Raw genomic sequence first — 23,828 nt, forward strand, 5'->3', positions numbered from 1 at the left:
ACCATCCCACTTTCCTATGAAGCTATTCTTTACTGTTTCCTCGTCTGCCAGTGGCAGGCGGGGGGCTAGGTTGGCGCGCGCTTTCGCAGCTGGCTTGTTGTGCCTGCTAACCAGTGCAGCGTACGCCCAACTATCGGTTATAAACCTCTCCCCCGCCCGCAACGCCCGTTCGGCGCCGCGCACGACGGACGTATCCGCGACCTTCAGTCAACCCTTAAGCAACAACGCCAGTACCCTAGGTGCCCTCAAGGTCTTCAGTGCACAGGCCGGTGGCCTGAAAGCCGGCACCGCCTCCGTTAGCAGCAACACGCTCAACTTCAACCCGAACGCTGACTTCAAAGCCGGCGAAACGGTGTTTGCCACTGTGACTTCCGCCGCGCAGAGCAGTGGTGGCGCTCCGGTCGCGCCCCATGTCTTTCAGTTCACAACCGCCACTGCTCCGGCCCCAGGTCTCTTTAGTGGCGGTTCTAATATCAGCCTCACTAATCCCGACGCCCTTGTTACGGGCGACATCGACGCGGACGGCGACTTAGATTTAATTATCCGGCCTTTCGAGTCTAGTACATTAGCGGTGCGCCTTAATGATGGCAAGGGCACTTTCAGTAATGGCATCAATGTCCCGGTAGGCTTCAGCATTCATACACTAAAGCTAGGTGATGTTGATAATGATGGCGACCTAGATCTGTTTACCATCACGGCTACTAAGGGAGTGAGCATTCACCGAAATGATGGAACGGGCAATTTCAATACCGTCCCGGAAGTGTTGGTCGGTGTTGCCGGGAAATATCCTATTGGACAAGCCCTAGGGGACCTAGACGCTGATGGCGACCTCGACTTGCTTATCGCGAGTCAATCCGATTTCGTCAGTGTATGCCTGAACGATGGCAACGGCACCTTCGCGATTACGCAAGACGTGGCTACTTTAACGGGCGCCGATGGCATTACACTCGGTGATTTGGATGGGGATGGAGACCTAGACTTAGTTACCTCTCCCGACGGCTTCGGTTTTCCCGCTGTGAGCGTACGCTTCAACGACGGACAGGGCCGTTTCTCAGGCACGCTGAATGTCCCAAGTAAGGGGCTACCCTACAATGTGGTTCTCGGTGATGTAGACGGCGACGGCGACCTAGACTTGGTCATTGCCAATGAACGCAGTAGCAGAGACGGCGGCTACGTTGATAATTCTGTCAGCATTCGGCTGAACAATGGCAGTGGTGCTTTCAACGAATCCAAGGAAGTACCGCTCGAAGCTATTATTACAGAAGTGCAGCTAAGTGATATTGACGGGGATAGTGATTTGGATATGGCTATAGCTAATTCTTTTTCTACGACGTTGGTGCGCGTAAATGATGGCAACGGCAACTTCAGCGGCACGCAAGTGCTTCCTATTGCCTCCACGCGAGCCGTGGCGTTTGGCGATGTAGACGGCGATAATGACCTGGATTTGCTCATTGCTTCTAGCGGTACAGGCAGCGCCGTAAATGTGCGCCTGAACCAGGCTCCTCCCAGCCCTGTTCTCACGAATGTTTCGCCAAACACCGCACCTGTAGGTGGCCGCGTGGTTATCACGGGCAATAACTTTCTCACGACCAGTAGCATCACCTTCAACGGCATAGCTGCTGATAGCTTTCAGATCGTCTTGAATACCCAATTGATTGCGTTTGTGCCGGTGGGCGCTACTTCTGGTCCGTTGGTAGTTACGTCCACTTCCGGACCTAGCAACGAGTTGCCGTTCACGGTTGGTCCCACGCCTACGGTGGTTTCCACTTCACCGAAAGCAAATGCGCTGGCTGTCCCTCGCACGTCGCCTATTGAGCTCACCTTTGATCGGGAGTTGGTTTCCACGCCCGCTACGCTAACTTCTTTGCGCGTAAGCGGCAATCAATCTAGAGGTTTCGACCTCGCAACCGTGAGTGGTAACAAGCTCTCTTCCAATCGGAGTGGCACCTATAAGCCGGGCGAGACCGTTTTCGTCACCTTGAGCGCTAACCCTACCAGCAACAGCAGCCAAGTATTTTGGAAGCCGTACGTGTTCCAGTTCACGGCGGCTACAGCCCCCGCCACGGGCATGTTCAGTGGTGGCTCCGACCCTGCAGTATTAGGAAACCCGCAGAGCGTCGCTATCGGCGACCTCGACCGTGACGGTGACCTCGATCTTGCTGTTGTGGACAACCCTGCGAGCTCGTCACTCATGGGCTCGGCGAGTGTCCGCATCAACAACGGAGCTGGTGTGTTCACGACCGTTGGGTACGTGTCGGTGGGGCGCGGACCGTACCAAATTGTCTTGGCGGATACGAACTTTGATGGGCTGCAGGACATCTTCACGGCCAACTCCAGCCACGACCCCGGCGCCACGGGCACGGTGAGTGTGCGTCGCAGCCTAGGTTTTGGCAACTACTACGTAGCCGACCAGGAGGTGCCCGTGGGCACGAACCCCCACGGCTTAGCCCTCGGTGACCTCAACGGCGACGGAGAGTTAGACATCGTGGCAGCCAACTACACCGCTGGCACGAGTACAGCCACGAGCACCGTGAGTGTGCGGCTAAAAGGGAGACCTTATTTTGCCACAACGGGCCAGGAAGTAGTAGTAGGCAGCCGACCGCTAAATGTAGTCTTGGGCGACCTAGATAGCGACGGCGACCTCGACCTAGTAACCAGCAGCTCCAACGGCACCACCGCCAGCGTACGCTTCAACGATGGCCTAGGTACGTTCTCAGGTAATCTGGAAGTATCCGTTGGCTTCAATCCGCACCAAGTGGTGCTGGGCGATGTGGACGGCGACGGTGACCTGGACCTGCTCACGGCCAACTACTACGACTACACCAACCCGCGCAACGACTACACCAGCAGCGTAGTGGCTGTGCGCCTCAACGACGGCAAAGGGGCCTTCTCGGGTACCCAGCAAGTAAGCGTCGGTCAGGGCGCCAACAGCTTGGCGCTAGGTGATGCCGATGGAGACGGCGACCTAGACCTGTTTGCTACCAATGAGCTCACTAATAGCATCAGCGTACGACTGAACAATGGAGCGGGCATCTTCAGCGGCACCCAGCAAGTAGCCGTCGGCAACACGCCCACGAGCATCGCCCTCGGCGACCTCGACGGCGATGGCACCCTCGACCTAGCTACTGCCAACTACGGCGGCTCGACCGCCAGTGTCCGTCTGAACCAGGCGCTTGGCTCCGCCAAGGTACTAGCCAACGCTCCGGCCCGGTTGGTTGAGCAAGTAGAGTTGTACCCCAACCCGGCGCATACGTCTGCCTGGCTTCAGCTTCCCACGGTGCTCAGCAAGCAAGGGGTACAGGTGAATGTGCTCAATGCCCTGGGGCAAACGGTTCTTAGCCGGCAGTTTGGAGCGAGCGAGGCAGCGAATACGCCGGAGCTACCGCTCGGCACTTTGGCAGCGGGCTTGTACACTGTTCAGCTGCGCACCGGTGAAGGCTTGATCACCAAACGCCTCGCCGTAAAATAACATCAAGCCGCTTCTTTTCCCTTACCAAAGGCCGCACAGCCAGCTTTCTTCGGCGCTAGCTGTGCGGCCTTTTAGATTACTGCTCGGCCGCTTAGCCAACTAGGGCTAAGCAACAGAATTATAATTATTCATAAATAATATAACTATAACTTCTTTTAATATCACTTATATCAATAAATGAATAAGTTTACCGCTCTTCTCCGGGCTACTAACAACTGCTTCTTTCACGGGGCACCGCAAGCGCTCAGCTTACGACAGCTGTTCTATCGAGTTATCTCTTCTAGTAGTTCCTTCCTCTCCCTACCGTTTGCTATGAATCAAACCCATACTCCTAAACCTACCACATATCAGGTGGTAGGAGCTACTTCGCGCCATCTGCTTCGGGGTGGGCTTGTCGTAGCGCTACTTGCCCAGGCCACCCTTGGCCACGCCCAAACTCCGACGGTGACCAGCCTGACGCCGGTACGCAATGCCAACTCGGCGCCGCTCACCACCAACGTCGCCGTGGGCTTCAGCCAGCCGCTAAGCACCAACGCGGCTACCCAGCAAGCGCTGAAGGTGTTTAGCGCGCAATCGGGTGGCAAAAAGGCGGGCACGGCCACCGTCAGCGGCAGTACGCTCACCTTTGACCCAAGCACCGACCTTAAAGCGGGCGAAAAGGTATTCGGCACCGTCACGGCGGCAGCCCAGAGCAGCGGCGGCGTAGCCGCCCGGCCCCACGTCTTTCAGTTTACCACGGCTGTTGTACCTAGCCTCGGTACTTTCCAAGGCAGCGGTGGCGTGGCCGTCGGCAATGAGCCCAAGGACGTAGCGGTCGGCGACATCGACGGCGATGGCGACATCGACCTGGTAGCGGCCTGCTGGAATTACGGCAGTGGCGTGGCCAGTGTGCGCCTGAACAATGGCAACGGCACCTTCAGCGGCAGCCAAAATATAGCCCTCGAAACCAACCCGTTGAGCGTCGTGCTCGGCGACGTAGACAGCGACGGCGACCTAGACCTGCTAGCACTCAACAACAACTTCGGCTACAGCACCGTCAGCATCCGGCTCAATAACGGCGCGGGCGCGTTCAGCGGTACCCAACAAGCATCGGTAGCGTGGTCTTCCCAAGACCTAGCCGTGGGCGACATCGACGGCGACGGTGACCTCGACTTATTGGCCGCAGGCTCCAACCTGTCTGCGCCGGGCAGCCTGATCAGCATCCGCCTGAACAACGGGCAAGGTGCCTTCACGGGCAGTCAGGAACTTAGCATCCCTGGCTCTACGACCAGCATCAGCCTCGGCGACCTAGATAACGACGGCGACCTCGACCTAGCCGCGGCCAGCGCCGACAACCTGGTGCGCGTGCGGCTAAACAACGGCCAAGGCATTTTCGAGGGCACGCAGCAAGTGAGCGTCGGCTCGAACCCAACTCATTTAGCACTAGGTGACATCGACGGCGACGGCGACCTGGACCTGGTAACCGCGAACAACAGCGGCGGCACGGCCAGTGTGCGCCTGAACAGCGGCAACAGTACCTTCGGCGGCAACCAGGAAGTAACCTTACCAGAAAACCCAACCAGCGTCACGCTCGGCGATGTCGACGGCGACCAGGACCTTGATTTAATAGCGGCTGGCAGCAACGCCAGCGTACGTTTGAACAATGGTCAAGGCACATTCACAGGTACCCAGCAAGTTACTATCGACGGCTATCTCAGCCAAGTGACCCTAGCCGACGTGGACGGCGACAAAGACCTCGACCTGCTCGCTACCACGTACGCGGCGGTAAACGTGCGCTTGAATCAAAACCTAACTGCCCCGGTGGTGGCCAACGTGACGCCTAGCGCGGGTACGGTAGGCAGCACCGCCGTCATTACTGGCACGGGCCTGATCGGGGCTACCAGCGTGACATTCAATGGGGTACCGGCCACCAACTTTGTGGTGAACTCAGCCATCCAGATTACCGCCACAGTGCCCGCCGGCGCCACCTCCGGCCCGCTGGTCGTGACGACTCCGCTGGGTAGTAGCAACGGCGTATCGTTCATCGTGGGTCCGCTCATGACCGTCACGGGCATTACGCCACCACGCAACGCACGGGCTGTTGCGCGCACGTCGCCAGTGGCTGTCACGTTCAGCCAACCCTTAAATACCAGCACGGCTACCCAGCAAGCGTTACGCGTATTCAGCCAACAAGCAGGCGGCAAGAAAGCGGGCACCGCCACCATCAGCGGCAACACTTTGACGTTTGCGCCCGGCAGCGGCTTTAGGCCAGGCGAAACGGTGTTCGGGTCGGTCACGACGGTTGCCCAAAGCACCAGCAACGCGACCCTAGGTTCGCCCCAGGTGTTTCAGTTTACAACGGCGGCAGCAGCTAGCCCCGGCACGTTCGCGGGCGGCTCCGAGGTAAGCGTCGGCTCCAAGCCCCAAAACGTAGTCCTCGGCGACGTGGATGGCGATGGTGATTTAGACATGATGACGGCTAACAATAGCTCCACTAACCTCATCAGTGGCCTTGTAAGCCTGCGGCTGAACAACGGTGACGGCACCTACGACAACACCTACAGCAATGAACGAGAAATAAACGTCGGTCCAGGTCCCTACAACCTGGTGCTCGGCGACGTGGACGGCGATGGTGACCTAGATTTGCTCTCGGCCAGTGCCAACGGCAACACCATCAGTGTCCGGCTGAACGACGGCAAAGGTATTTTCGTCGGCAACAGCAGCACCCCCTTCTCGGGCGCCCAAGAAGTGTACGTGGAGAGCAGCCCGCACGCCCTAGCCTTAGGCGACGTTGACGGCGACGGCGACCTGGATCTGCTAGCGGCTAACTACACTTCTGCCACATCTTCTACGGGCAGCACCGTGAGCATACGCCTCAACAACGGCAGTGGCTTATTCAGCGGCGGCTCGGAAGTGGCGGTAGGCTCGCGCCCGACGGCCCTGGCCCTCGGCGACCTCGACAACGATGGCGACCTAGATCTGGTGGTGCCTTCCTCCAACTCCTTCTCTGTGGGCGTGCGCTTCAACAACGGCGGTGGCACCTTTAGCGGTACCCAAACGGTGAATGTTGCGAACAACCCAGAAGCCGTAGCCCTAGGCGACGTAGACGGCGACGGCGACCTGGATCTGCTGACCGGCAACACCGGCACCAACAGCGTGAGCGTCCGCCTGAACGATGGCAGCGGCGCCTTCAGCGGCACCCAGAACGTGACGGTGGCCGACGGTCCGCGCAGCCTTAATCTAGCCGATGTGGACGGCGACGGCGACCTGGACTTTGTGACCGCCAGCTACGGCCGCGTTTCCTTTAGCGGCATCATCAACGGTACCACCGCCAGCGTGCGGATCAACAATGGCAGCGGCGTTTTCTCGGGCACTCAGAACGTAACCGTCGGCACGCAACCAAACGGCGTGGCCGTGGGCGACGTGGATAATGATGGCGACCTAGATTTCGTGACGGCCAACACTGTCAGCAATACGGTGAGCGTACGCCTGAACCAGGTCTTGGCTGGTCCCACTATCACGAGCCTCACGCCTATTGCAGGCCCTGTTGGCAGCACCGTCGTGATTACGGGCACCAACTTTCTGAACGCTAGCAACTCGGGCGTAACGGTGAGCAGCGTCACCTTTAATGGCACACCCGCACCGGGCTTCGTCGTTAATTCGGCCACCCAAATTACCGTAGCCGTGCCGGCAGGCGCTACGACGGGGCCAGTAGTGGTGAACACGACGATTGGCGCTAGCAACGCAGTGCTCTTCACGGTAGCGCCCCGCCCAATCGTAACGGCCGTTTCGCCGACGCGCAACGCCCCAGCGGCACCGCGCACCACCGCGGTAGCTGTCACCTACGATCAGCCGCTGAGCAACAACGCCGTTACCCAGCAAGGTATTAGAGTGTTTAGCTTCCAAGCTGGCGGCAAGAAAGCGGGCACGGCTACGGTCAGTGGCAACACGCTGACTCTGACGCCTGCTACTGGCTTCAAGGCCGGCGAAACGGTGTTCACTTCCGTTACCCCAACGGTACAGGGCAGCATCGGCAACTTAGCTTTACCACAGGTCTTCCAGTTCACTACAGCCACTAATCCCAGCACCGGCACCTTCTTCGGCGGCACCGATTTTACAATTGGAACAGCATCTAATGAGATTGTAACGGCCGATGCCGATGGCGATGGCGACCTGGATCTGCTCACGGCGACCCAAGGGAACGTCACCATTCGTTTCAACAATGGCAATGGCACCTTCAGCACGGCTCAGATAATCATTCAGGGCCGCAACTATGTGGGGGTTCAGGTTGGCGACTTAGATAACGACACTGATCTGGACTTAGTAACGATTGCTGCCGGCGGCTTTCTGGATGTACTACTGAACAATGGTAACGGCACCTTCACGCCGCCGCTATTCTCAATAGCCGATTATAACACTACTGTCAGCCTCGGCGACGTCGACGGCGATGGTGACCTCGACCTGCTTACGACCAATGTTGCTGGTTCACTGGTCGTGTATCGTAATGAGGGCAATGGCAGTTTCGCCAATGGCATGTCCAACGGCGTGTCGATCAGCGGAGGGAGTCGCTCTGCTATCGGCGACGTGGATGGCGACGGCGACTTGGATGTTTTGGTAGCCGTGAATGCAGCTAACAGTGGCGTGAGCATTCGCTTCAATAACGGCGCGGGCGTTTTCAATACGCAGCAATTTGCCAGCGTAGGCAGCTATGCCGCGAGTGTCGCTCTCGGCGACCTGGATGCGGACGGCGACCTGGATCTGGTGACGGTTAGTAATACGACAGGTTTAGCCAGCGTGCGGTTGAATGATGGCAAGGGAACCTTCTCGGGCACGCAGGAAGTAGCCATTGGCAATGGCTCCGTGAGTGTGCGCCTGAGTGACGTAGATGGCAACGGCGCCCTTGACCTGCTCACAACCAACTCCAGGGCCAATACTGTGAGCGTGCGCCTGAATGATGGCACCGGCAAGTTCACCCTGAGCACCGGCCAGGAAGTAGCCGTGGGCGCTACTCCCACCAACCTAGCCCTCGGCGACCTGGACGGTGACGGCACACTCGACCTGCTCACGACAAATGCCACCAACGTGAGCGTGCGCCTGAACCAGAACCAGCCGCTCCCAGCCCTGGCCAACGTAGCGCCCGCGCTTAGCGCGGTGGGCAACGCCGTGGTGATTACGGGCACGAATCTGTCGCAAACCACCAAAGTCACCTTCAACGGCACTCCCGTAAAGGAAATACTCGCCGCTTCGGCCACCCAACTCACGGTAGTAGTGCCCGAGGGTGCCACTACCGGCGCCCTCGTGGTAACCACAACGGCTGGCGTTAGCAACAGTCTCCCGATAACCTTGGTGCCAGCCGTAGCGGTAGCTACGCTCACGCCAAAGCGCAACGCGCCCGCTGCGCCGCGCAACACGGCCGTGGCCGTCACGTTCACGCAGCCTCTAAGCAACACGCCCGCTACGCAAGCGGCCCTGAAGGTTTTCGGCTCGCAAGGCGGTAAGCAAGCGGGTACCACCACGCTCAGCGGCAGCACCCTGTCGTTTGCGCCAGCTACGCCCTTCCGCGCGGGCGAGACGGTATTTGCTTCGGTAAGCAGCACGGCCCAAGGCGCCAGCGGCGTATCGGTACTACCCCACGTATTCCAATTTACGACGGCCACCAGCGCTTCGCCGGGTACATTCAACGGGGGCAGTGACCTGAACACGGCTGTCCAGATCGGCGGCAACAACACGACATTTCTAGACCTAGCTACCGGCGACATCGACGGCGACGGCGACCTAGATCTGCTGACTCTTCACTCCAATACATCTAGTAATGGCGTGGTAAGCATCCGCTTGAATGTTGGCAACGGCACATACGGCAGCGCGCAGCAAGTATCGGTAGGGATCTATGCCCAGGAATTACTACTAAGCGACGTAGACAGTGACGGTGATCTAGATCTGCTGACGGTCAACTACGCCGGCTCCATCAGCGTGCGCCTGAACAACGGCACGGGCACCTTCAGCAATGGGCAGGATGCCTCGGCTGCCAATGCCGCGACGACGGCGACAACCGGCGACGTAGATGGCGACGGTGACCAGGACTTGCTGGTTTATGCGTCTTCCTCCAATCAGGTGTACGTGCTGTTCAACAACGGGGCAGGCGTTTTCTCGAGTGCCCAAACCGTAGCGGCTAATACCAACGTCTCCACCATGGTCTTAGGAGATGCCGACAACGACGGCGACCTCGACTTACTCTTGAATAGCGCAACCACTGGCGTCAGCGTCCGCCTGAACAATGGACGGGGCACCTTCTCGGGCGACCAGACGGTAAGCACCAGTGCTACTCCCCGCCGGATAGCCCTCGGCGACCTAGACAATGATGGCGACCTCGACCTAGTAGCAGTAGGTTCCGGCTTTCCGGCAACCACAACGGCCAGTGTGCGCCTGAACGATGGCACCGGGCTTTTCAGTGGCACGCAAGAGGTATTAATCAACGGGAGTGCGCTCGACGTAACTCTCGGCGACGTGGACGGTGACGGCGACCTCGACCTAGCGGCCGGTACGCGCGGCTTCGACCAGGGCACGACCAGCGTGCGACTAAACGACGGCACCGGCACCTTCTCCGGCAGCCAGGACATTGCAACTAACGACCCTAGCTCGATTTCCAACTTCGTGCTCAGCGTGGCCTTCGGCGACGTGGACAACGACGGCGACCTCGACCTGTTTTCCGCTACCTACAACGGCTTCGTAGGTGTACGCTTAAATCAGGCTGTGCAGCCGCCCACGATTGCTGGCCTGTCTGTCAGTGCTGGTACGCCGGGCACTTCGGTGGTTATCACGGGTACCAATTTCACGGGTGCTACCCGCGTGACCTTCAATGGAGTAGCCGAGCTAGCTTTTGTAGTCAATTCGGCTACCCAGATTACCGTAGCAGTACCTACTGGCGCGACGACTGGACCCCTCACGGTAACTACGCCTGCTGGCACCAGCAATAGCGTGGTCTTCACAGTTAGCCCTTCGCTGCTCATCACCGCCGTTACGCCGACGCGCAATACGCCCTCCGCGCCGCGCGCTACCCCAGTGGCCCTCACCTTCGACCAAATGCTGAGCAGCGGAACCGCCACCCAAGGCGCACTGCGGGTGTTTAGCACGCAAGCTGGTGGTCGCAAATTCGGAACGACGACAGTAACCGGGAATACTCTCAGCTTCGTACCGACGACCAGCTTTAAGCCCGGCGAAACCGTGTTTGCGAGCTTGGCCGCTACGGTGCAGAACAGCAGCGGCAACCAACGACTGGCGCTACCGCATAGCTTTCAGTTTACGGCTGCTACGGCTCCTGCGGCGAGCGTTTTCGGCAACGGCTCCGAAGCTAGCACCGCACCCAACCCGCAAAGCGTAGCCTTGGGCGACGTGGATGGCGACGGCGACCTCGATGTGGTAACGGCCAACAACGATAACTCATTCAGCGCCAACGGCACCCTGAGTGTACGCTTGAACAACGGCAACGGCACCTACACGGGCACCCAAAACGTGGTAGTGCGCAAAGGTCCTTCGCACGTAGTGCTAGCCGACGTAGACGGCGACGGCGACCTAGACCTAGTGACGGCCAACTCGAATAGCAGCCCCAACCCGTTCTCTCCCGGCCTCGTGAGTGTGCGTCTCAACAACGGCAGCGGCACGTTCAGCAACACTGGGCAGGATGTAGCCGTGGGGACTAGTCCGCACGCGGTAGCGCTCGGCGACATTGACGGCGACGGCGACCTGGATCTGCTGGCCGCTAACTACATTCGTTACAGCACCAGCGCCGCCGGGGAAAACCTAGCTACGAGCAACGTGAGCGTGCGCCTCAACGATGGTACGGGCACCTTCAACAGCACCGCCGCCCAAGAAGTGGTGGTCGGTACGCGCCCGTTGAGCATCGTGCTCGGCGACGTCGACAACGACGGAGACTTAGACTTTGTGACGGCTAGCTCGAATGGCACTACCGCCAGCGTGCGCCTGAATGATGGCAAAGGCATCTTCATAGGTGGCCCAGATGTACAAGTTGGCTTCAACCCCTACCAAGTGACCCTAGGTGACATCGACAAAGACGGCGACCTAGATTTGCTCACCGCCAACTACTATGACTACACCAACCCCGCTCAAAACTACACGAGCAGCGTGGTAGCTGTGCGCCTCAACGACGGTAAAGGCGCCTTCAGCGGCACCCAAAAAGTGAGCGTAGGGCAAGGCTCCAACAGCCTAGCCCTGGGGGATGCTGATGGCGACGGCGACTTGGACCTGTTTGCCACCAATAGCCTTACCAATAGCATCGGTGTGCGCCTGAACAATGGTGTAGGCGCCTTCAGCGGCACCCAGCAAGTAGCCGTGGGCACCAACCCCACCTACCTAGCCTTGGGCGACGTCGATGGTAACGGCACCTTGGACTTGGTAACAGCCAACTACCTCAGCAGCAACATGAGCGTGCGCCTGAACCAAGCTTCCTCGGCGCGGGTGCTAGCCAATACGGCAGCCCTGGCCGAGCAGACTGGTGTGTACCCGAACCCGGCGCATGCGTTTGTTCGGCTTCAGCTACCCGCTAGCCTGACCAAGCAAGCCCTGCACGTGAGCGTACTCAACACCCTCGGGCAGACGGTTGTCGAACAGAAATTCTCGGCTAAGCAAACCGTAGACGACATCCAACTAGAGCTAGGCAAGCTAGCCGCGGGCGTGTACACGGTACGCATTCGTACCAACGCAGGCATTGTATCAAAACGCCTGATGGTGGAGTAGCCAATTAAAACACCATCGGCTGCCTTCTAAAAGCGCCCGGTTCTTCGGTAGGCAGACCACCTAGGTTGCTTACTAAAGAGCCGGGCGCTTTTGCGTTCGGTGGTTGCTACTGCTTCACGCGCTGGTACTTCTCTTGCTCAAACACTTGGTCTTGAGGTTTCCAGAAAGGAAACTCTAAGATCAGCTCTTTCGCTTTCAAGCGGGCCAATACTTCGCCGCTGAAGGCTGCTGCTTGGCCGCTAGCCGTGCGGGCATAGAGGGTATCGTGGCGCACCCAGTACGTACCCTGCTCCGACATGGCTCCTTGCGTGGCTTGCCTAATGCTCAATAGGTAGGAGCCATCAGGCCGAAACGTTAGCTGCTGAATCAGCTGGCCATGTTTCAGCTCCTGGTTGATTTCGCCAGCAGGGTCGTGGAACAGCTGCTCGATTTGGGCGTCATTTAGTGGTCGGCGAGCGTCGAAAGCCAGCTGCTGCAACTGCCACGTACCCAATAAGTATTTGGGCACACTTGGTTGAGTAGCTTGTTGCGCAGACAGCGGCACGGGTAGCAGCAAGAGTAGAAGCCCGCCAAGTAGCAGTTTGGAGCGCCGCATAGAAGAGAGAAAAGGGAGCATAACCTAGCTCGGCCAAAGGTAACGGCGCTCCGAACAAAATGAGTATCCTAGCCTGTTTACCCAAGGCTTGTGTTCTATCGGGCTGCTTCAAGCTGCTCGCCGGAGCCTGACCGTATCAAACCTTTTCCCTGGGTATACTCTTCTCTAGAAGATGAAACAACTTTTGCTATCCGTTTTCCTGCTACTCACCGTTGCAAGCTGCTCTAATAGACTCACTACCAAGTATGATGTAGCTGGCGAGAAGGCCGTTCTTCCCCAGGAGGAAGCCCCGCACGTACGCAACTCCCTAGAATGGTGGTACCTGACGGGCCATTTGAAAGATAAAGAAACCGGCAAGCGCTACGGCGTTGAGTACGTGTTCTTTCACTTCAACCCCACCGGCGACAAAGACTATATGATGGTGAATGTGGCCGTGAGTGACCCAGACGCCCAGAAGTTTCGCTACGACTACAACTACTCCAAGCTACCTAGCTTTCTACCCGCGCAGTTGCCCGTCGACCTCACCATGCGCAAAAAGGCCCAGAAATGGACGCTCACGGGCCAAGAGGGCCGCTACCACATGCAAGCCCGTATGGTCGACCATCCCGGCACGGCCATCAACCTCAAAACGAAGCCCGCCAAAGAAGTGCTCATGCACGGCGGCAACGGCTATGACCGTAATGTGGCCATGAACAAAGTAGGCTACTACAGCTACCCCCGCCTCGACGCCAGCGGCACCATCGAAATAGATGGCAAGCCCCACGAAGTAGAGGGCGAAATGTGGTACGACCGCCAGTGGAACTGTAACATGAGCGGCACCAAAGACGTGAGCTGGGATTGGTTTTCCATCCAACTCGACGAGCCGCGCGAGGAAATGATGCTTTACAACCTCGTGCACCGGCCCACGGGCAAAAAGCTAGGCGGCGGCTCGCACTTCTCCGCCAAAGCCGACAACACCCACTTAGAGCCCGCTGATTTTCAAGTAGAAAACCTAGCCTATTGGACCAGCCCTAGCTCCGGCTTGCGCTACCCAAGCAAATGGCGCGTGCGGGTGCCGAGCAAAGGCTACGACCTCATCGTGGAGCCACTCATCCCGGACCAGGAACTACGCATTCACTTCTACGCCATCTTCAACCTGTACTACTGGGAAGGCATGTGCCGCGTGACTGGCACCCACAACGGCAAACCCGTGACCGGCAACAGCTACGTGGAAATAACCAACCGCCGCGAGGTGAAGAAAGCCAAAGCCGTGGTGGAAGAAACCGCTGAGGTTACTTCCCAAGCAAAATAGCACGGCGCTGAAAACGCAGTGTCATCCTGACGAAGGAAGGACCTTATCACGCATGAACAACAGTTTGGTTTGTTCTGCGGTAATAAGGTCCTTCCTTCGTCAGGATGACCGCTTGTTTGTAATGGTTAAGCTGCTTGTGGCTAGGCTCTAAAACTTAGCCGTTCAGGATAATCCGGAAAGTAGTGCCCTTCCCTACCTCCGACCATTTCACGAAAAGTTTGCCCTCGTGGTAGTTCTCGATAATACGCTTTGCCAGCGCCAGACCTAGGCCCCAGCCGCGCTTTTTAGTAGTATAGCCAGGCAGGAACACCGATTCCATCTTGCTCTTCGGAATGCCCTTGCCAGTATCCGTAATATCAATGGCAATCTGGTTTTTACCGCGGGCCGGGCGACGCAAGTGAATGTTGATGCTACCGCGGCCATCCATGGCATCGACGGCGTTCTTGCAGATATTTTCGACTACCCAGTCAAACAGCGGAATGTTAACCTTAGCGGGCATATCGGTCGGCAGCGAGGTAGTGATGGTAAAGCTCACCTTTTTCGACACCCGGCTTTGCAGGTACGCAATGGCATTCTGCGTGACTTGCAGGATATTTTCATCCTTGAGAATCGGTACCGAGCCAATGTTGGAGAAACGCTCCGTAATAATTTCCAGCCGCCGCACATCCTTACCTAGCTCCTCCACAATCGGTTCGTCCTTAAAACGCTCCGACTCCTTCATATAGGTTTGCCAGGCCATCAGGCTGCTCAGCGGCGTGCCAAGCTGGTGCGCTGTTTCTTTAGCTAGGCCCACCCACACGCGGTTTTGCTCGGCTCGGCGCGAGTAGCTGAACGCGAAGTAGGCAATCACCGCCAAGCACGTAATAACGGCTAGCTGCACCAGCGGATAGGTGCGCAGTTGCGTGAGCAGCTCCGAATCTTTGTAATAGATAAACTGCCGGGCGCCCCCCGCGTACTCCACCACGATAGGCGGATGCTGCTCTTTCATCTTCGCTATCTGTCCCTTCAAGTAGCGAATCGAGCCTTTTTCCGATAGCCCTTTAGGCACATCCACGTTCTTCGTACCTAGGATGTTGCCTTGGTCGTCGGCCAGAATGACGGGAATGGTCTTGTTCTTCTCAATCACCTCCTCCTGCACGAATACCAAGTTGGTTTCTTCCTCCGTGCTGATAATGTAGCGTTGCGCTTTGGCGAAGAGCTCAATTTGCTGCTGCTCGCGCTCGGTGAGGCGCTTCACCAGAATGTTGGTGTAAATGACAGTAGCGGCCGCAATGAGCAGCGCTCCACCAATAATGAGCAGCTTAATGCGGGATTTTTGGTCGTAAATCGGAATCAAACGGGGGCAGAAAGAGACAAAGCTCTTCTCGTTAAGAAGTAGTACAAAGGTATCCGCACAAAATGTGGGCTAGCTACCGGACGAAATTACGGTGGAGATTGTTCTGCGGCGAAACAAAGAGTTCTGGGAGCCTAGGCAACCATATTCTGACTTTCTTCGAGTTAGTTACGAACCACTCCTGACGAATATCAGTTTTATTCTAACGAATCCTGGCGTAATTTTACGCCCTAAAGTTTCGCTTGAGCACTCCGCTATGCACCCATTTAAGGCTGTCAGCCTGTCCTTCAAAAAAGCTCCTCTAGCCATTCGGGAGCTTATCGCGCTGGACGAGGCCGCCTGCCGACGCTTTCTGTACACCCTCCATCACGACCTAGGTCTCAACGACCTACTCGTGTTGAGTACCTGTAACCGAACTGAGGTTTACTACAGCGCCGACCGCGACCAGAGTCCTACCATTATCGAAGCCCTAGGGCAACTCAAAGGCCTCGCCGATTTGAGTGAGCACTTCGCTTATTTTGATATTCTCGATAACGAACAGGAAGCCGTGCAGCACCTCTTTGAGGTGGCCATGGGCTTGGATGCACAGGTTGTCGGTGATTTACAGATTAGCAACCAGGTAAAGAACGCCTACCAATGGTCGGCGGATGAAGATGCCGCTGGGCCTTTCTTGCACCGCTTGCTGCACACCATCTTCTTCACCAATAAGCGCGTGCAGCAGGAAACGTCGTTCCGCGACGGGGCTGCGTCTACCTCCTACGCGGCGCTAGAGCTAGTAGAAGAGCTGACGGCCGACGTAGCTAATCCCCGTGTGCTGGTAGTAGGCCTTGGGGAGATTGGCGCCGATGTGTGCCGCCACCTAGGTGACAGCAAGATCTTCCACGACGTTACGATCTGCAACCGTACCCGCTCCAAAGCCGAGCTGCTCGCTGCGGAGTGCGGCGTGAAGGTGCTGGACTTCGAAGACCTAGTGCAAGGGTTGAAAGAAGCTGACGTCGTGATTTCGTCTATTGCGCATCACACGCCCTTCTTCACGCGCGAGCTAGTGGAGCACCTCGACGTATTGAGCTACAAGTTCTTCATTGATCTGTCGGTGCCACGCAGCATTGAAGCCGATGTAGAAAAAGTACCGGGCATCCTGATGTATAACATCGATGCTATCCAGAGCAAAGCTAGCGCCGCTCTCCAGCAGCGTCTTGATGCTGTGCCGCACGTGCGCGCCATCATTGCCGAGAGCATTGCGGGGCTAGCCGATTGGGCCAAGGAAATGATGGTGTCGCCCACCATCCAGAAGCTAAAGAATGCACTAGAGCAGATTCGGCAGGAGGAAATGGACCGCTTCCAGAAGAAGCTCACTCCTGAAGAAGCCAAGCGCGTCGACGAAGTGACGAAGTCTTTGATGCAGAAGATTCTGAAGCAGCCTGTGCTACAACTTAAAGCAGCTTGTAAGCGCGGCGAAGCCGATCAGCTCATTGACACGCTCACCGACCTGTTCGATTTAGAGCGGCAGCCAAACGTAGCCTAGGCACGTGTCTTTCTGCACGTTTCTACAACTTAATGTAAAACGAAAAAGGACCGTCTAATGGCGGTCCTTTTCTGTTTTCGCGTCGGGAGATAAACGCTAGCTAAATTACAGCGTATCGCAGCAATCCTCCAGCGAGTCGATTACGTCGAGTAGCTTCGGAATAGAGAGCGAGTAGTAGATCTTCGTACCCACCTTGAACGACGACAGGATGCCGCGGTCTTTGAGGGTAATCAGATGCTGCGAAGCAATGGCTTGAGGCAGGTCAAGCGAACGATAGATTTCCGTAACGGTCATCTTATCTTCTTTGCCAAGTAGATCGACGATAGCTAGGCGCTTGGGGTGAGCCAGCACTTTAAGCATCGCAGCGGCTTTGTCTACTTTTTTGGATTCTACACGCGAAAGCAACGGTTTCATAGGGTCGTGTGACAAGGTTCTTGGTATTTTGCAGAAAGCTCGAATATGTCTAGTACGATATTTAAGGCCTTCAAAGTTCCTGAAATTGCGTTCCTAGACGAAAAAACTCTACTTAAGTAAGTAATGCTCAGCCCCAAACAAACAAGCAGATGAGGTTAAACAAACCCAATTTAGTATATTAATAAGCAATATTACATTAAAAATTACTTTTATACTATTTATCACCCCCTATAAAAAATTTTGGCATTTTGACTTGTCCAGCTAATTAGGACTTGATTTAGAGATGCTCCCGGTTCTTTTCTCCTCACTAGTAGCCTTGCTTTGCCTGTCAAGTAGGTGCTTCTTTTAAGAAAGCTTAACCTCCTCTTTAGCAGTCCCCCAACCCATCTCACAAACTTTGTTTTGGCCTGAGGCTTGCCCTGCTCAGCCACACACGCTTTACCATGAACGTTCAAGAATTTCTGAATCTACGCTTTTTGGGCAACAACATGCTGGCTTACCTCACCTGCCTCGGCATCGTGTTGTTTGGCTACATTTTCAAAACTCTCCTATCCCGCCTCCTTTCGCGTTTGCTGTTCCGCTTCTTGCGCAGCCGTACCGAAGGTGTTTCTGAAGCGCAGTTCCAAGAGCTGATCATTACCCCCGTCTCGGTCGTCGTATTTCTACTCACCGTGTACCTAGCTTTCAACGTGCTCGACTACCCGGTACGCAGCTCCGAGCTGAGCCGGCACGAGCCGTGGCCAAAGCTTATGGCTTTCCGCGTCTTTCAGATCGGCTTTATCACTTCCGTTGCGTGGATTGCCTTACGTCTGATCGACTTTGCGGTATTGGTGTTTGCCCGTCGCGCCGAGCAGACTCCCTCCCGTCTGAACGACCAGCTGATTCCTTTTGCCAAGGATTTGTTCAAGGTGCTCGTCATGTGCTTCGCTTTCCTAGTGATTTTGGGGAAAGTATTCGGGGTGAACGTCACGGCGCTGATTGGTGGCCTAGGTATCGGCGGTTTAGCGGTGGCCTTTGCAGCAAAGGAAAGCCTCGAGAATCTTATTGCCTCTTTCACTATCTTTCTCGACCGCCCATTTGCAGTTGGCGATTTGGTTGAGGTTGGTAACGTGACGGGCACGATTGAAAAGGTTGGTTTTCGCAGCACACGCCTACGCACGGCCGAAAAGAGCTACGTGACCGTGCCGAATAAAGCCATGATCGACAAACCACTCGACAACCTATCGTTGCGCACTGCCCGGCGCGTCAGCTTTACGCTCGCCTTAAACCACACCACGACCAGTGAGCAGTTGCGCCACATCATCGCCGATGGGCAACGGGTCATCCAGGAGCACGCGCTGGTGACAGCAGAAGTACAGATCAAGTTTGCGGCTCTTACACCCGCCGCGAAAGAAGTCACCGTCCAGTACTTCGTCGAGACTACCAGCTACGACGAGTACCTGAACGTGAAAGAGGAGCTAAACTACAGACTCGTAGAAGTAGTAGAGCAGCACGGCGGCACCTTCGCTAGCACGAATACAACTGTTCTTCACTTACCAGACGGCTCACTGAGCAGCTTGCAGGCCGTAGCTGAAAAGCCGCTACTTTAACGGCTAGCTGCTTACTCTCTCTCTCTTTTTATCTCAGCTCCAACCAATAAAAAAGCCCCACCAGAATTTCTGGCGGGGCTTTTCATCTAAAGAGCAATAATCTACTAACGGCCGCCGAACAGACCGCCAAGTAGGCTACCCATTCCGCCGCCAAATAGGCCACCGCCACCTGCGCTACGCGGCGCAGAGTTCGGCTGCCCACCCAGTCCGCCTAGGATTGACATAAGCGAACCTAGGCCGCCACTTCCTACGTGCGTGCCCTGCTGAGGATAAGAAGAGCCGTAAGGGTCGGCACCAGAGCTCTGACCACCGCCTAGCACGTTGCTGAGTAGGCCGCCGCCTAGCAAACCGCCTAGGAGGCTTCCCATGCTGCTACCGCCGCCCATGGCACCGCCGAGTAGGCCGCCCATGGTGCTGCCGCCGCCGAAGCCGCCACTGCTACGTCCTCCTCCCATCACACGGGAGAGGATCATAGGAGCAGCAATGCCCAACAGTCCCGTCATAAGGGCACCTTTTGGGATACCGACGCTGCTGAGTTTATCACCTATACCGCTGAGGAATCCTTGCTTCGCGGGGTCGCTCGCATCGTGGGGTACTTGCGCAGCCTGGTCTACCACGTTTTCCAGCGTGTGCTGCTGCTGCTGGTTGATACCTAGGTAGCTAGAAATCTTATTGACCATGGCTTCCTCATCGTTGGAATAAGCACCGTCGGCCCGGGCAAAGCTGATGAGGTCAGTAATGAGGGAATAGCGCAGTTCACTGCCGCGTAGCACGTCGAGGTTCTGTTGTACACTTTGGTTTGTCGAATCTTGGGCGGCAGCAACTACTTGCTGCATAGCTCCTTGCGACAAACCAGCGGCCTGCGATAGTTGCTGTAGAAATTCAACTTCAGCTTGTGAAGCTTCGCGGTCAGCAGAAGCTAGGCTGGCAATAACACTTAGATAAGCCGTTTTTTCTGGCTCTGAATAGTTCTGCAAAACTTGCGTCTCGTTCATGACAAGGGGTCGGTTGGAGTTGGGAGATATAACCGAACTTCTTAACGGGAAGCAAAAAGAAATGTTAATTCTTGCTGCGTGTAGGTTATCGTCCTACGCCTCTGCGTCCTCTATTAAAAGCCGAAATCTTCGCCGGGTTGCGGTTGAGTCGGCTTTTTCTCCGGTTTTTTCACCTCAAATAATTTGCGCGGCTCAGCCGGTTTTGCTTGCTGTGCAGGAAGGGGACTCGTCGTCGTGGCTCGTCTCAACAGGCTAGGTTGCTCAGGCAACTGGGCCGAAGCATTCGAACTAATAGTAGCTCGGTTGGCTTGCGCACGGGCTCGGTCATAGCTCACGCGGAAGTTGTCTTCCGTCCCTTGAATGGCGAGCAGCAAGCTAGGTCCGGTTGCCGTCCCATTAGCACGGCGTAGCAAACCAGGCAGCAACGGAATAGAAAGGTGATAGTCTATTTGCTGATCGAAGGTGTGTGTACCCGTAACGCGCAGGAGCGACGCCGTACGCACATTAGAGCGCACTTCCATCTCGGGCAAATACACCGTCCGGCTCTGAATGTAAAAGTTGTTGGTTAGCTCCGCGAAAAGCAAGTGCCGCAATTTTTCGCGGCTAGCTAGCATCGACAGCTTTTGCAACGGCTGGAAGTTATTTAGCTCACCGTTGCGCACCGTGGCTTTCACTTCCGCCTCCAACCGGTCGGTTAGTGGCGTCAGCTGACGGTCGAAATACATATCAGATTCGGCCGATGCGGTCAGCGAACCACGTAAGTGGCGGGCAGTAATGAAGTTTTGACCGAAGTTCTCGAACACGTAAAACAAACTATCGAGCGGCAGCTGTGAGCAGCCCATGGTGGTACTCACCTTCAATACCTTTGACTGACGCGCATCAACATATCCGCGCACCGTTGCGTGGCCAGTAATAGCAGCAATACCTAGGTTAGGAGAAGAAACCACCTGGTTGTGCACCTTAATGATGCCCCGCAAATCACGCCCACGGAAGCGGCGAAATCGCACACGGCGCACACTCGTGTTCAGGTCCAACGACAAAGTAGGCGATACGGTAAACTCATAAGGATCCCCTTTTGCCGGTGCCCGTTTGCCTCGTGCTGCTTTATTGCCTGCCGTGTGCACTCGCAGTAGTTGGTCGAAGTCGAGCAGCGAGGAAGTGAAAGTAGCTTTAGCCACCAAGGGCTGACGTGGCAACAACAGCCACCCTAGGCCGTTCTGGCCCACGCCCTTTAGTTGAAAGTCGGAACGCCCAAGCCGCCCAGTAAAATGGGGTACGTTCACGTCGTTATGCTGCAAATGAAATGTACCCGTCATGTTCGTGAATGACTGGGCAAAATCTCGCAGCTGGAGCCGCACGTTTTTCAGAGTCAATTCCCCCACCGATTGCACCGCGGCCGCAGTCGGCTGCGTTCTAAACTGCCGCAGATTACCCGCAAACTGGAAAGCTAGCTTAGCCTCACCGCTCCCACTACGTATTGCTGCCACGGGGTAAAAACCCAAGACACGGCCAACATCTAGATCGGCTTGTAGCTTAACCTGCACACTAGGATCCACAAAGTTCTCGTAGCGCAAATCGCCACTGAACGGACGCCCTTGCAATGTACCCCGCACTTGTGCAAGGGCTAGCGCACTAGTACGCAGCGCATGTTCATTGCCATTGTTGAAAGTGCCAGTTAGAAATACATGCTCTGCTCCTTCAGCATACTGCTCATGATAGAAAGATGCGTCGCGACATCCAAAGCGCACCTCTACACGTGGGTCATCGTGTGAGGTCATCAGTCCGCGCACTGTGCCGCGAAAGTACACGTCTCCCTTACTCCGATACACTTGATAGCGCTGCGCCATGCGTGGCGGCAGCAATGCCACTACCGACTGCACGTTGGTATGATGTCCATTAAAGCGCAAATCTAACTTCGTAGCGCCGCCATAGCCGATTGTCCCCACTACCCCGTATGCGGCGGGACCGATCTGCACTTCCGATGGATTAAGCGTGAGCATTCGACCGTGCCGATCAACTACCATATTTGCCTTCACCTGCAAGTACTTATCGCGCACATACTCATCATCGCCGAGCCGAATAGCTTGCACATGTGTAGCACCCGTCGCCCGAATCATGACCCGGTCATTCTCTAATGCGAGGGTAGCTCGCAGATCCGACGTCAGCGTTGTAATTCGTTGCTGCCTTCCGAAGTCGGTATACACAGCTGCTACGCGCCGTACTCGAACATTCTCCAGAGCGAATGCAAACGGCTTACTAGTATTCTCGTTGCTGGTTTCGTCGCCAGTACTACTTGTCTTGATTACATCGTAGTTAGGTTTTCCCTGTGCATCTAAGCGCACTTGCACCTGCCCATCTAGCACGCTCACTGCCCGCACGCGATACCGCCTAGCAATCAAATCCCATACATCGAAGGCACAATACAACGTGCGGACCCGGGCTAGCGGTACCGTATCCTGCGGCAACGACCCCGATACAACAACGTTGTGCAGTGTGATAGATACGCGTGGAAATTGATCTATTAACGATAAATCAATTTTGCTCACTCGTACTGGCGTGCGCAAATACTCATTAGCCTCCTGCACAAAGAGACCAATGATATGATCTTTGCCCAACCACATCCCGAGAAACACGCTACCAAGCAGTACCAGTAGCCCCAGCAGCACACTCTTGAAAAAAAATTTTACTTTACTCCGCAAACCAAAAATACTGGCAGTGAACTCCTTGAGGTGTCAGCCCTCTTTCAACTCAAAAAAATCTTTACCGAAGGTCGTAGTTTTTTTTGCAGAATCGAAAAGACCCACCATATTTGCACTCGCAATCGGGACACAAGCTCGGTAGTAATCGGGAGATTAGCTCAGCTGGTTCAGAGCATCTGCCTTACAAGCAGAGGGTCGTAGGTTCGAACCCTACATCTCCCACCAATGATAAAAGCCCACTTAGTAGCAATACTGAGTGGGCTTTTTGCTTTTGTCCATCCTGTGCGAATACTTAGCTTTTTAACCTGTTGTCTTAATCACAGCACTCCAAGTAATCCAAGCAATCTGCCAGGTAGACCTAACGCTAACAACTTAGCTATGGGTGCATACGCTCCGAGTGTTTTGTCTCCTGCATGCGCAAGTACACTACTAATGACACGATAGCACACCCTGTTACATACCAATAAAACCAAGATTCTACTCCTTGTTCTTTGGCTAGCAAAGCAAGGTATTCTGCTGAGCCTCCGAAAACAGCTACTGTTAATGCGTAAGGCAGCCCCACACCCAATGCCCGGATCTCAGTTGGAAATAGCTCTGCTTTTACCACTGCATTGATAGATGTGTACCCGCTCATAATGATCATAGCTATTGCTAACAACCCCAAAGCGGCCCAACTAGTATGAGTTTGCCCTAGCAAATGCATTAACGGCACAGTAGAAAGGGTTGCTCCTACCCCAAAGAAGATCAAGACAGGACGGCGCCCAGTGTAATCGGAGAGCGCGCCCATGATTGGTTGTAGTACCATTGCTATGGCCAACGCACCAAAGGAAATTAGCGTAGCCTGATCTTTCGTAAAGCCAGCAGTATTTACCAGAAACTTTTGGGTGTAAGTAGTAAAGGTGTAAAACACAATGGTTCCTCCTAGGGTCATTCCTATTACCGTTAACACTTCACGTGGATACTGCAACAGAATACGGAGCTTACTTTGTCTGACCACGTACGGTGTGCTCTCTTTCTCTTGTGTTTGGCTCACGAACGCACCTGTTTCTTCCATATGTTGTCGCAAGTACAGCGCCACGATAGCAGCAGCAGATCCAATTGCAAAGGGCACCCGCCATCCCCAAGTATGCAGCTGATCCGAGGTAAGCACTTGTTGCAACCCCAGCTGCACGAGCAAAGCCAAAAGCT

General features: G+C 55.7%; 11 protein-coding genes and 1 tRNA gene (1 of these 12 cut by a window edge). 6 read left to right on the forward strand and 6 right to left on the reverse strand.

Annotated features, from left to right (window positions below):
• Positions 1 to 16: 16 nt before the first annotated feature.
• Both SD425_RS25560 and SD425_RS25565 read left to right on the forward strand, forming a co-directional pair.
• A complete protein-coding gene (locus SD425_RS25560; RefSeq protein WP_324673678.1) occupies positions 17 to 3,469 on the forward strand; it encodes an FG-GAP-like repeat-containing protein in 3,453 nt (1,150 codons plus the stop codon).
• Positions 3,470 to 3,781: 312 nt separating this feature from the next.
• A complete protein-coding gene (locus SD425_RS25565; RefSeq protein ID WP_324673680.1) occupies positions 3,782 to 12,199 on the forward strand; it encodes an FG-GAP-like repeat-containing protein in 8,418 nt (2,805 codons plus the stop codon).
• 106 nt (positions 12,200 to 12,305) lie between these two features.
• Here the strand turns inward: SD425_RS25565 and SD425_RS25570 are convergent, their stop codons facing one another.
• The gene (locus SD425_RS25570; protein ID WP_324673682.1) at positions 12,306 to 12,794 is read right to left on the reverse strand and encodes a hypothetical protein; all 489 of its coding nucleotides are present in this window, start codon (positions 12,792 to 12,794) and stop codon (positions 12,306 to 12,308) included.
• Between the two features lie 172 nt (positions 12,795 to 12,966).
• Here SD425_RS25570 and SD425_RS25575 point away from each other — a divergent pair, with 172 nt between their 5' ends.
• Positions 12,967 to 14,085 (forward strand): lipocalin family protein, encoded by a 1,119-nt coding sequence (locus tag SD425_RS25575; RefSeq protein WP_324673684.1) that lies wholly within the window; start codon positions 12,967 to 12,969, stop codon positions 14,083 to 14,085.
• 154 nt (positions 14,086 to 14,239) lie between these two features.
• Here SD425_RS25575 and SD425_RS25580 read toward each other — a convergent pair whose 3' ends face one another.
• Entirely contained in the window at positions 14,240 to 15,421 is a 1,182-nt protein-coding gene (locus tag SD425_RS25580; RefSeq protein WP_324673686.1) for a HAMP domain-containing sensor histidine kinase, read from the reverse strand.
• Positions 15,422 to 15,674: 253 nt separating this feature from the next.
• Between SD425_RS25580 and hemA the strand changes: the two genes are divergently transcribed.
• Positions 15,675 to 16,943, forward strand: coding sequence for a glutamyl-tRNA reductase (gene hemA, locus SD425_RS25585; protein WP_324673688.1), 1,269 nt, complete (start codon positions 15,675 to 15,677; stop codon positions 16,941 to 16,943).
• Between the two features lie 105 nt (positions 16,944 to 17,048).
• Here hemA and SD425_RS25590 read toward each other — a convergent pair whose 3' ends face one another.
• A complete protein-coding gene (locus SD425_RS25590; RefSeq protein WP_086594744.1) occupies positions 17,049 to 17,357 on the reverse strand; it encodes an ArsR/SmtB family transcription factor in 309 nt (102 codons plus the stop codon).
• Between the two features lie 443 nt (positions 17,358 to 17,800).
• Between SD425_RS25590 and SD425_RS25595 the strand changes: the two genes are divergently transcribed.
• Positions 17,801 to 18,946, forward strand: a complete 1,146-nt coding sequence (locus tag SD425_RS25595) for a mechanosensitive ion channel family protein (protein WP_324673693.1) — start codon at positions 17,801 to 17,803, stop codon at positions 18,944 to 18,946.
• Positions 18,947 to 19,050: 104 nt separating this feature from the next.
• On the opposite strand, the gene SD425_RS25600 is transcribed toward SD425_RS25595, so the two are convergent.
• Together SD425_RS25600 and SD425_RS25605 are read right to left on the reverse strand one after the other, a co-directional pair.
• Positions 19,051 to 19,941, reverse strand: a complete 891-nt coding sequence (locus tag SD425_RS25600; protein ID WP_324673696.1) for a TerB family tellurite resistance protein — start codon at positions 19,939 to 19,941, stop codon at positions 19,051 to 19,053.
• A gap of 113 nt (positions 19,942 to 20,054) precedes the next feature.
• Entirely contained in the window at positions 20,055 to 22,607 is a 2,553-nt protein-coding gene (locus SD425_RS25605) for an AsmA-like C-terminal region-containing protein (RefSeq protein ID WP_324673698.1), read from the reverse strand.
• 180 nt (positions 22,608 to 22,787) lie between these two features.
• On the opposite strand from SD425_RS25605, the gene SD425_RS25610 reads away from it, so the two are divergent.
• Positions 22,788 to 22,865 (forward strand) — tRNA-Val (locus SD425_RS25610).
• A 151-nt stretch (positions 22,866 to 23,016) separates the two neighbouring features.
• On the opposite strand, the gene SD425_RS25615 is transcribed toward SD425_RS25610, so the two are convergent.
• Positions 23,017 to 23,828 carry the 3' portion of an MFS transporter gene (locus tag SD425_RS25615; RefSeq protein WP_324673701.1) on the reverse strand. 514 nt of this gene lie beyond the right edge of the window, so 812 of the gene's 1,326 nt are visible here — the last part of the coding sequence; its start codon lies beyond the right edge, outside the window; its stop codon occupies positions 23,017 to 23,019.

Source organism: Hymenobacter sp. GOD-10R (assembly GCF_035609205.1).
In the GTDB taxonomy this organism is placed as follows: domain Bacteria; phylum Bacteroidota; class Bacteroidia; order Cytophagales; family Hymenobacteraceae; genus Hymenobacter.

What these genes read in the sequence shown, in the direction of transcription:
- SD425_RS25560 (WP_324673678.1), top strand. Translation starts at nt 17, where the DNA reads ATGAAGCTATTCTTTACTGTTTCCTCGTCTGCCAGTGGCAGGCGGGGG.
- SD425_RS25565 (WP_324673680.1), top strand. Translation starts at nt 3,782, where the DNA reads ATGAATCAAACCCATACTCCTAAACCTACCACATATCAGGTGGTAGGA.
- SD425_RS25570 (WP_324673682.1), bottom strand. Translation starts at nt 12,794, where the DNA reads ATGCGGCGCTCCAAACTGCTACTTGGCGGGCTTCTACTCTTGCTGCTA.
- SD425_RS25575 (WP_324673684.1), top strand. Translation starts at nt 12,967, where the DNA reads ATGAAACAACTTTTGCTATCCGTTTTCCTGCTACTCACCGTTGCAAGC.
- hemA (WP_324673688.1), top strand. Translation starts at nt 15,675, where the DNA reads ATGCACCCATTTAAGGCTGTCAGCCTGTCCTTCAAAAAAGCTCCTCTA.
- SD425_RS25590 (WP_086594744.1), bottom strand. Translation starts at nt 17,357, where the DNA reads ATGAAACCGTTGCTTTCGCGTGTAGAATCCAAAAAAGTAGACAAAGCC.
- SD425_RS25595 (WP_324673693.1), top strand. Translation starts at nt 17,801, where the DNA reads ATGAACGTTCAAGAATTTCTGAATCTACGCTTTTTGGGCAACAACATG.
- SD425_RS25600 (WP_324673696.1), bottom strand. Translation starts at nt 19,941, where the DNA reads ATGAACGAGACGCAAGTTTTGCAGAACTATTCAGAGCCAGAAAAAACG.